The organism is Nocardioides sp. (genome assembly GCF_050699375.1).
GTDB lineage: Bacteria > Actinomycetota > Actinomycetes > Propionibacteriales > Nocardioidaceae > Nocardioides.
The window spans coordinates 1-8802 of record NZ_JBOHDN010000170.1; the positions used below are offsets into that span (position 1 = coordinate 1).

Below are 8802 nucleotides of genomic sequence, written 5' to 3' on the forward strand. Positions count from 1 at the left end.
CGCCTCCCCTGGGGGACGGGCGGCCCGGGTTGGTGCGGTCAGTCGCCGAGGCAGTCCTCCCATTGGGCGGGGAGGTGGTTGCCGTAGGTCTCGAGGATGTCGCGAGGGATGTCGCGCGCGGGGACGAGGCAGACCTCGCAGACGTCGGCCTTGAGGGCTCGGTTCCACACGGGCCGGTGCCGGGTGTCGGCCTGGTTTCTACGGTCGTTCCACATCAGCCACTGGTCGCAGGCGTTGCGGAAGTGGCCGAGGAGCGAGGGGGCCCGGACATCAGCGACCACGGCGAACGCGGCGGATACGAGGGGAATGCTCGGGATGATCCACTCGACCGCCTCACTGTATGCGCCGGGGCTGACCTCGATGAGGTCCTCGGCCCGGCCGGACCACGCGAAGGCGATTCCGTCTTGGAAGTACTCCAGCCCTGGAGTGCCGTCGCAGTGCCTGGAGGTGTAGCCCGGGATCAGGCTGGGCGTTCTGGTCATGGTGCGCTCCTTGCTGGGGTGGTGAGTCCCGGTTGTCTTGCTGTGTTGTCTCTATTGTATGTCGAGTCTGTCATTCCTGTCTAGTCTTTCGGTCACTATTCATGCCGGATCTCAGCGGCCGGCGCCGCCAGGGGCCAGGCCCGTAGGCCCGACCCCTGGCGAGTCTGGGTTAGCGGGTGAGGTCAGCGACGATGTCGGCGATGGGCTCGCCTTCCTTGGCTCGAGTCCAGGCTTCGCCACGGGGTTCGAGCCCGGCGGTGCGGAGAGAGTCGGCGAGTGCCTTGTTGTCGGCTTTACTTGCGGCTTTGGCGGCCTTGGTGGACTCCTTGACCGTGACGTCCTGGTGCCCGAGGGCTGCAGCAGTGACGGCGTCGAGCACGTGGGAAGCCTTCTCGTAGGCGATGGCAACTCGTTCGGGGTTGCGGGTCCAGGCGGCGGCGTAGCGTGCCGATCCTCGGGCGAGTTCGCCCTGTCCGTAGGCGGTGAGCAGGCCGTAGGCGACTGCCTCGGCTTCGGCTTCCATGTCGCCTCGGTGCTCTCCCGCGTAGGGGCGGTCCTCGCCTTCGCCGTGGAGGAGGGCGTGGGCGATCTCGTGGGCGAGGGTCTCGACGGCGGCCCACTCGGCCAGGCCTCCGTGCACGACGATCTGTCGGGTTGCGTGCACGGTGTACCCACCTTCGGCCATGTCGCGCCCGCTGCGCGTCACGGTCCATCCCTGCTCGGTGATCCAGGCGGCGAGCCGGTCGAAGACGTCGCGGGCCTCACCTTCGGGCATTTCGGGGGCGGCGTACGCGCTCGAAGCGGTCTCGCCGTCTTCGTTGGTGACGTCGGCGGCGCGGTAGGTGCGCTCGATCTTGAAGACGGTCCGGCGGACGGCTCCCGGGGTGTCTTTGTCGCACTTCTTGCCGGTCACGGGGTCGACCCACATCGGGATGGGCCGGGAGAAGATGCCCAGCGCGGCACCACAGGTGGGGGCGAATCCTCGCTTCGCCCAGACGTACGCGGGGGCGATCTCCTCGGCGGCCGCCTGGATGGCGGCGTCGAACGCGTCTTGCTCGCTCATGCCCTGGTCCTCGAAGCGGGCCCAGAGCTGCGACACGATCAGCGATTGGTTGTTGGGGGAGTAGGCCGGGTGTCCGGCGCGGAGGCGGAGGGCGCGGGAGGCCATAGCGGCGGGCCAGCCTGCCGGGTTGGCGATGAAGGCTGTGGCTTGGTCGACCAGCGTTTTGCGGGTCGCGGCGTGGTCGACGGTGCTGGCGGGCTTGGTGCTGGTCTTGGTGGCCATCGCTGGTTCCTCCGTTTCGGGGTGGTCAGCCCCGGGGTTGTCTTGCTGTGTTCTGCATCCAGTCTATGTCTAGTCTGTCATTGCTGTCAATACTGTGTGGTGAATCTTCCTGTCTTTCTTGTCCGGTATGTGCAATACTGTGATTCTGTCGTGGCCGTGCTGTCTGTATCGCGATCGTGCCCCGGCCACTCCTCTCTCCCTCGCCAGCCGTCTTTGATCTCGCCGAAGGGTTCTTCAAATGACCGCCGTTGCTACTTCTGAGAATTCGCCCGAGCCCGGCGCGCCCGCCGCATCTGTGGCCGCGCCAGGTTCTGGACCCGCTGGGTCGCCAGGTCGGCACCCAGTGCGGATCCCGCTGGTGTCGGCGATGGGGGTCGCGGTACTCGCGACCGCCTTCGCCTATGTCGCGATGGTCGGATTCGCGACGGACGTGCTGGAGATCTCGCCGGTATCGGCGTACGTGTTCGCTGGTGTGTATGAGCTCTCGCTCATCACAGTGGCACTGCTCGCTCGTGAGGCAGCGCAGCAGGACCGACCGGCACGCACGCAGCTGCTGATGACGTGGGTGTTCTCGGCTGCGTCTGGGATCTTGGCCGGCTACCACGAGCTGGACGCTGGCCACGGTGCGGTGGCAGCCGGGTTCCGGTTCACGATTCCGGTGGTCGCTGCGCTGATGTGGCACTTCGCGCTGGTGGGGGATCGGCACCTGGCGTCGATGAGGTCTTGGACAGATCTGCGCCAGGCCGTTCAGATCCACTCGGTGATCACGGCGAGCTCCAGGTGGTTCGAGGCGCAGGGTCGTGCCGCGGGGAAGGGTGGTCGTCGGGCGCAGCGTGCTGTGGAGCGGCGCAACCAGGCGCGTCTGCGAGCGATGACGCGGGCGATGCGGAGCGTGCCGGCGGGAGAGTTGCGTGGCCGCCTCGTCGACTGGGAGGACGGCGTCTTGGCGATGTCGGAGCTGACCGCCACGGTGGGCCGTGCCGTGGTGATGGACGCTGAGACGGGTGTCAGGGTCGTGGAGCAGCTGACGCAGGTCATGACGCAAACGGCGGCACCGCTGCCCGGCGCAGCCGCCCAGCTCGAGTTTGCTGCGTCACGCAGCGTGGCGCAGGAGCAGGTGCCGCTGGCGATCGCTGCGGCATCCACCGATGCTGCCGTGACGCAGCGGCACCCGGGGGTTGCAGCACCGGCTCCTGCGGCGGGGCCTCCGGCGACGCCGGATGCGCCGGTGCGCGAGGAGGTGGCGCATCAGGCGGCAGCCAGCGGCAAGGCCGGAGCCGCTGCGTCACGCGGCGCCGACGATGCTGCGTCACGCACGATGCCGCAGGCGCACCCGTCGCAGTCTGCTGCGTCGTCTGACTCCGATGCTGCGTCATCGGCGCCGGAGCCCGCTGCGTCGACGCAGCTGCGTGACGCAGGCGTGGCGCAGTCGCAGGCTGTTGCGGCAGGCACAGCGCTGCCGCAGCGCCGAGTGTCGCGGGCGTCCGCGCGGGGGCAGGTCGACCTGATGGAGGTGCACCGGATGCGCTCTGCCGGTGAGAGCTGGCGCAAGATCGGGCCGGCGCTCAGCCCGCCGGTGTCGCCAGACACGGCACGGCGGGCCTACGAGGACGCACAGAAGGCGCCGGAGACGCCCGCCCGTGGGATCCTGCTCAAGGAGCTCCAGGCGAGCTGAGCGGCTCCACCAAGACGACCGGGAAGCCCTGCTCCGGACCCAATGGTCCGTAGCAGGGCTTCATCTTTCCGAGAGGACGACTGATTGAGGCAGGAGAGGCTGCCACACCTCGGGCGTTCCCCCGCAAGGGGCTTCGGAGAAAGGTCGGGCCGCGCGGTGCAGCCCTCCGGCTCGGTACCCCAAGCCAGCCCTTCTCCGAGGCGGTCTGGTGTTTAGACTCTGTCGCGTCTCTAGCGTATGTCGAGTCTGTCATATATGCTATGTGTGCGGGTGAGGCGTAGCTGCCGCCCCACCCGCTTGTGGCCTTCCCCGGGCCACGGGACCTGATGTAGGTCGCATTAGCCCGGCGAGGTGCAAGGGCCGGCAACTGCCGGGCACTGCTTCCCTTGCAGCGGTTCGGGCGCGGCCTAAGGTCCATGAGTAGGCCGGGGCGTGCCGCGAGCGGGGGAGGAGTCCTCGCGTTGACTGTTCAGATTGGACGGTTGGGCGGTAGCGCGCTCGATGGAGCAGCTCTAGACAGGCGCCGCGGGGGCACAAGGTTGGCCGACGGGTAATCTTTCGGAGTCGATATGGCAGGTGAGCAGACATGGCGGTAGCGCGGCCCAACACCGCGCTCATCGCGCTGCGCAAGTCTCGTGGCCTGACTCAGGGAGATCTGGCCGATGAGATGAGCCGCCGTGAGGGCGGCATCATCTCGGCCGACTACGTGAGCAAGCTCGAGCGCGGTGTCATCACCTGGCCCCAGACCCCGCAGCGTCGGGCGGTGCTCCGCGAGATCTTCGGGGTGATGGCTGATGCCGACCTGGGCTTCTACAACTCGCGCGTCCAGGAGCAGCCGGTCGCTGCCGCTGCGGTGGGTCTCTCCATCCCCGACGGCGCGGAGACGGACCTCGTCCGGCGTGCGACGCTCGGGATGCTCGGCCTTGATGGCCTGCTCACCGTGCCCGATCCGCTCCCACGCACAGTAAGCGCGGAGGACGTCACGGACCTGGCGGCCCTGATCGAGGCACTCGATCACAACGATCACGTTCGTGGCGGATCCCATGTCCGCGCCGCGATCTCAGCGCAGGTACGCCTGGGCGTGGACACCTTGAAGACGGCATCGTTTGCCTCGCCGGCGGTCCGCCGCGATTGGCAGGTCGAGCTCTCGCGGGGTGCCCGCCTCGCGGCGTGGTCGTCCTTCGATGCCGGACATCACGACTACGCCTTCCGGCACTTCATGGTCGCCCAGCAGTTGGCCGCGGCCGGCGAAGACGACGCGCAGCGTGCCGATGTGCTGGCGGGCATGGTCCGCCAAGCCGTCTACGTGGGAAAGCTCGACAAGGCCACGACCTACGTCGGGCTCTCCGAACTGGTGGCCGGAACATCGGTGACGGCCACGACCCGCGCGATGCTCAGCGCGGTCAAGGCCCGGGCCTTCGCGGCCCAGGGTCGTTACTCCGAGACGATGCGCGCGATCGAGGAGGCCGAGCTGTGGCATGCGCAGCGCCGACCTGAGGACGACCCCCCGCACCTCTGGTTCTACGACGTGGCCCAGCTCGCCGGCGACGTCGGCCACGCACTGGCCTATCTCGGCATGACCCACGAGCCCATCGCCGGGGAGGCCGCCGCTCGTCTGAGCCAGGCGATCGCCGAGCACACCGAGGCCGACGTGCGCGGGCGGATGTTGTCCACCGGCACTCTCCTACAGCTGCGACTGCGATGGAGCCCGCAGGACGCCGTCACGGAGATCGCGGCGGCCGCCGACGACCTGGTCGCCGTGCGCAGCGCGCGCACGCACAACAACCTGCGCTCGTTCGCCGGCACGCTGAAGGGCTTGCCCGACGTCCGTGGGGCCGTGCTCCTGGCCGGCCAGCTCGAGGAACGGGAGCAGGATCTGCTGCCGCCGGGATCAATGAACGGCAGCGGCTCCGGGGCCTAGTGGGCCGCCCAGTGCCGGGGCAGGTCGTCATCGAGCAGGCATGCAACCCGGTGCTCGACCTGGGCCGTAAAGCGCTCGTCGGCCGCCAGTTGGGACATCCACGAGGTCATCCGCAGCTCACGGATCCGCCGCAGCGTCGGGAAGCTCGGGGACTCGGTGACATCGGTGCCATAGATCTCGACGAAGTCTCGATACGTCGCGGCGTCGATCCATCCCAGCGACTTGGCGTAGGTGCCGGCCATCGCTAAGTCCCACTCCCTGGGGCCGAAGCAGGAGTCCTCGAGGTCGATCAGCGCGAGCCGGCCGTTCTTTCCCCGCAGCAGATTGCTCGTGTGTGCATCGCCGTGGATCGGTCCCGGTGGCAAGGTGAAGGTGACGGTGTCCCACGCCTCGACGAGCTCGTCGTAGACGGAGCGCAGCACGCTGCGCTGCCGCTCAGGTATCGGCGCGCTCTCGATCCGAGACGAGATTCTGTTGAAGGGATCCAGCTCGGGCAGGACGATGTCGGCCGGGACCTCTTCGGCATCGACGGCGTGAAAGACCCGGAGGGTTCCAGCCAGCTCAGGGAAGGTCGCCTCTGACGGGTCCGGGATCTCTTCCCAGAACGTGACGGGGTGGCCCTCGACAAGGATCGGCTGAGGGATGTCGACTGGCCTCGCAACAGGCACCTCGGTGGCGTGCGCGAGCCAGCTCCCGATGGCGACCTCGCGGGCTGCCGTGGGCGCGGCCGCGGGTGAGCGGCCCACACGGGCGACCAGCTGTGCCCCGGTGGTGAACACAGCATTTTCGCCCAGACGCAGTAGCCGCGGCGCCGGCAGCGGCAGGCCGGCCTTGGCCGCGGCAGCCGTCAGGAGGGGTTCGGCTCGTTCAGCGGTGAAGGGCTCGCTCGAGGTTGCAGTCACGTTACGACCGTAACGAGGACTCCTGATCAGGAGTGCTCGGGCGAGTGTTGCCGAGACAACCATGCGACAAACCATGCGGGTAACCAGGCGGGCCCGGCGGCGTTCTTTCCCGAGCCGAACCCGGCGAGTGTTAGTCGCATGAGCCCAGATGGTGAGTCGATCACCACAGACCACCACGTGCCAGACCAGAATCAGGTCCAGGCCGTGGGCGAAGAGCTGCGGAGCCTCGAGAGTCTCGCAGCACGGATGGGGCGTCGCGCTGACGCCCTCATGGTCGACGTCGACAGGCAGATCCGTACCCGGTCCAGGTCGACCCGTGCGCTGGTCTCCGTGAGAGCGGGCCTGGTCGACCTGGCGGGCGAGGCCGACGTGCTCGCCGCGCGTGCGGCGGCCGCCGCGATCGCCACCGGAGGTGCCGCGTGACTGGGCCGGGGCGGCCCCGCCTGGTTGGACCGGGCCGCGATGGGATGGCGCCGCGCGACGAGATCCTTGACGCTGCGGCACGCTTGTTCGTATCGAAGGGGGTCGCTGGCACATCGACCCGCCACATCGCCGATGCCGTGGGGATCCGGCAGGCCTCGCTCTACTACCACTTCGCGAACAAGGACCAGATCGTCGAGGAGCTACTCGACCGCTCGATCAGGCCCACGGTCGACAAGGTCGAGAAGGTCGAGCTGCTCGGGGGACCGCATGGCACCGCTTCGCCGACGGCCCTGCTCTATGTGCTGCTGGTTCTCGACGTACGTACTCTCGCTGTGGCTCCGCACAACGCGGGTGTGCTGGCGCGACTGCCCGAGGTGCAGTCCCAGGACTACTTCAAACGTCACCGGATCTGTCGAGACGAGCTGCGCGACGCGTACAGCCGCCTCGCTGCTCAAGCGCAGGTCACCGGGGGCACACCAACCACCGTGCCTCTCGCCACTGGACCGGGGTGTCTGACTCTCGGGTCGATGCTGCTGCAGCTGGTCGAGACCGTGATCCGAATGCGCAGCGGCGGCCGCCAACTCGGTACTGAGGTCGACGCCCAGATCGCGAAGAGCGGATTGAGGCTGTGCGCCGTACCAACGAAGCACATAGAGACGGCAGCGCTCGAGGCTGACGAGTTGATCGGAGCCTTCGATGAGCTGTGAACGAGGTTGGACCCGGACGGCGCGACTGTGGCGTCGTCGGGCTGGAGGAACTCACCGGATTCGTCGACCTAAGTGGCGCGACGTCGAGGAAGGGACCATCTGATGCCTGTTATCGCGTTCTTCGAGGGTGACCTCGTCGCTGACCCTGACCTCAGCGTGTCACCGGAGGGTTCTCCGGTGTGTGAGGTCGTTGTCCGGCCGATGCCGCGTAGCGAGCGTCAGCGGGCCCAGCGGGAGCGGGCCAGCGAGCCGCCGACGTATCACGTCACCGCGGTCGATGACGACGCGTACGCGCTCGCCTCCCTGCCCGAGGGCGCTCGGGTGGTCATCATCGGTCAGGTGAAGGCTGTGTCCTGGGTCGACGAGGCAGGCGCCCGGCACCGCCGCGACACCGTGGTGGTCGACTCGTTGGGCCAGAGCATTCACGCCGGCGCGCTGGTCGCGTAGCGGCCACTCACTTCCGCGTCTTCCGGAGCTCCGCGACCTCGGTGAGTAGCCGGTCACGCTCGGCAGTAATCGCTTCGAGTGCTCCTTCGGCCTTGTCGGCACGGGTTCTTTCGGTCGCGAGCAGGCGGGCCTGTTCCTTGGCCTGGTCGGCGGCCTTCGCCTGGGCGTCTGCGAGGTCCTTGGCTGACTGCTTGGAGGCCGCTGCAGCTGCCGCATCGACGCGATCGTTCTCCTTCTCGGCCTCCTCAACAGCCGCAGTGAGTTGCCCGCGTTCCTCCTCGGCTCGCTGGAGCTTGGCTTTCCATCCGGCAACGGCCTCGTCGAACTCGGCGCGCGCTGCCGTGTAAGCCTCGCGCCACAGCGCGTCGAAGCGGGCCTGGACGGCCTCGGGCGCCGGCGGCGCATCCTGCGTTTCGGCCTCCCTCTCGTTCCAGGCTCGTGCTGCGTCGGCCGCGATGGCCATCCGCACGCCGGAGCGTTGCCGGACGCTGCGGGCGGTCACCGCGATGCCTTCGGCCGCGATGGCCTCGGCCGCCTGTGCGGCCTTCAGTTCAGGGGTTGCCTCGGTCATTCTGCCTCCTTGGTAACGATGGTATCTATGTTACCCGTTACCTGCGTTACCCACAAGTGCGAACGGCGCCGTACGGGCGGTCGCCACGACTGCCCGCGCCGAAGCCCTCCGAGCCAGGGCGATCTAGGTCACCGCCGGGGGTCTGTGCAGATACAGGCTCAGCCTGTAAAGTGGATACCGAAGCCTCCCCCCGCTGGGGTGTGGGGAAGTGAACCCGGGATACCGCCGCAGTACGGGACCCGGGTTTCGCGCTTTTCTGGTGGCCCTAGGAGACTGCTGAACAAAGGCAGTATCGGGCGAGTCCGATTGTTGTTGTGTGCCGCGTTGCACGGTTCTGACCGGCGCGGGGCTGGCTCGAGGTGGTGCTGTTGCGGGCGTTGGCGGGATTG

At 68.1% G+C, this 8802-nt stretch carries 9 protein-coding genes; 5 read left to right on the forward strand and 4 right to left on the reverse strand.

The features are described from left to right. Nucleotides 1-38: 38 nt before the first annotated feature. Entirely contained in the window at nucleotides 39-482 is a 444-nt protein-coding gene (locus tag ACRDPS_RS12975; protein ID WP_431502058.1) for a hypothetical protein, read from the reverse strand. 169 nt (nucleotides 483-651) lie between these two features. Continuing rightward, entirely contained in the window at nucleotides 652-1767 is a 1116-nt protein-coding gene (locus ACRDPS_RS12980) for an ImmA/IrrE family metallo-endopeptidase (protein ID WP_431502059.1), read from the reverse strand. 367 nt (nucleotides 1768-2134) lie between these two features. On the opposite strand from ACRDPS_RS12980, the gene ACRDPS_RS12985 reads away from it, so the two are divergent. Both ACRDPS_RS12985 and ACRDPS_RS12990 read left to right on the forward strand, forming a co-directional pair. Continuing rightward, nucleotides 2135-3442 (forward strand): hypothetical protein, encoded by a 1308-nt coding sequence (locus ACRDPS_RS12985; protein ID WP_431502060.1) that lies wholly within the window; start codon nucleotides 2135-2137, stop codon nucleotides 3440-3442. 586 nt (nucleotides 3443-4028) lie between these two features. Then, nucleotides 4029-5363, forward strand: a complete 1335-nt coding sequence (locus ACRDPS_RS12990; protein ID WP_431502061.1) for a helix-turn-helix domain-containing protein — start codon at nucleotides 4029-4031, stop codon at nucleotides 5361-5363. Here ACRDPS_RS12990 and ACRDPS_RS12995 read toward each other — a convergent pair. Beyond that, nucleotides 5360-6265: a phosphotransferase enzyme family protein gene (locus ACRDPS_RS12995; RefSeq protein WP_431502062.1), complete on the reverse strand. Its 906-nt coding sequence runs from the start codon at nucleotides 6263-6265 to the stop codon at nucleotides 5360-5362. The two genes, ACRDPS_RS12990 and ACRDPS_RS12995, sit on opposite strands and share 4 nt — an antisense overlap. A gap of 138 nt (nucleotides 6266-6403) precedes the next feature. Here ACRDPS_RS12995 and ACRDPS_RS13000 point away from each other — a divergent pair, with 138 nt between their 5' ends. The 3 genes from ACRDPS_RS13000 to ACRDPS_RS13010 all read left to right on the forward strand — a co-directional run bounded on the left by ACRDPS_RS13000 (nucleotide 6404) and on the right by ACRDPS_RS13010 (nucleotide 7842). Next, nucleotides 6404-6688, forward strand: a complete 285-nt coding sequence (locus ACRDPS_RS13000; RefSeq protein WP_431502063.1) for a hypothetical protein — start codon at nucleotides 6404-6406, stop codon at nucleotides 6686-6688. 44 nt (nucleotides 6689-6732) lie between these two features. Continuing rightward, a complete protein-coding gene (locus tag ACRDPS_RS13005; protein ID WP_431502066.1) occupies nucleotides 6733-7395 on the forward strand; it encodes a TetR/AcrR family transcriptional regulator in 663 nt (220 codons plus the stop codon). Between the two features lie 102 nt (nucleotides 7396-7497). Then, on the forward strand, nucleotides 7498-7842 hold the full coding sequence (locus tag ACRDPS_RS13010; protein WP_431502064.1) for a single-stranded DNA-binding protein: 345 nt from the start codon (nucleotides 7498-7500) through the stop codon (nucleotides 7840-7842). A 7-nt stretch (nucleotides 7843-7849) separates the two neighbouring features. On the opposite strand, the gene ACRDPS_RS13015 is transcribed toward ACRDPS_RS13010, so the two are convergent. Next, on the reverse strand, nucleotides 7850-8413 hold the full coding sequence (locus ACRDPS_RS13015) for a DNA-binding protein (protein WP_431502065.1): 564 nt from the start codon (nucleotides 8411-8413) through the stop codon (nucleotides 7850-7852). Between the last annotated feature and the right edge of the window lie 389 nt (nucleotides 8414-8802).

What these genes read in the sequence shown, in the direction of transcription:
- ACRDPS_RS12975 (WP_431502058.1), bottom strand. Translation starts at nt 482, where the DNA reads ATGACCAGAACGCCCAGCCTGATCCCGGGCTACACCTCCAGGCACTGC.
- ACRDPS_RS12980 (WP_431502059.1), bottom strand. Translation starts at nt 1,767, where the DNA reads ATGGCCACCAAGACCAGCACCAAGCCCGCCAGCACCGTCGACCACGCC.
- ACRDPS_RS12985 (WP_431502060.1), top strand. Translation starts at nt 2,135, where the DNA reads ATGGGGGTCGCGGTACTCGCGACCGCCTTCGCCTATGTCGCGATGGTC.
- ACRDPS_RS12990 (WP_431502061.1), top strand. Translation starts at nt 4,029, where the DNA reads ATGGCGGTAGCGCGGCCCAACACCGCGCTCATCGCGCTGCGCAAGTCT.
- ACRDPS_RS13000 (WP_431502063.1), top strand. Translation starts at nt 6,404, where the DNA reads ATGAGCCCAGATGGTGAGTCGATCACCACAGACCACCACGTGCCAGAC.
- ACRDPS_RS13005 (WP_431502066.1), top strand. Translation starts at nt 6,733, where the DNA reads ATGGCGCCGCGCGACGAGATCCTTGACGCTGCGGCACGCTTGTTCGTA.
- ACRDPS_RS13010 (WP_431502064.1), top strand. Translation starts at nt 7,498, where the DNA reads ATGCCTGTTATCGCGTTCTTCGAGGGTGACCTCGTCGCTGACCCTGAC.
- ACRDPS_RS13015 (WP_431502065.1), bottom strand. Translation starts at nt 8,413, where the DNA reads ATGACCGAGGCAACCCCTGAACTGAAGGCCGCACAGGCGGCCGAGGCC.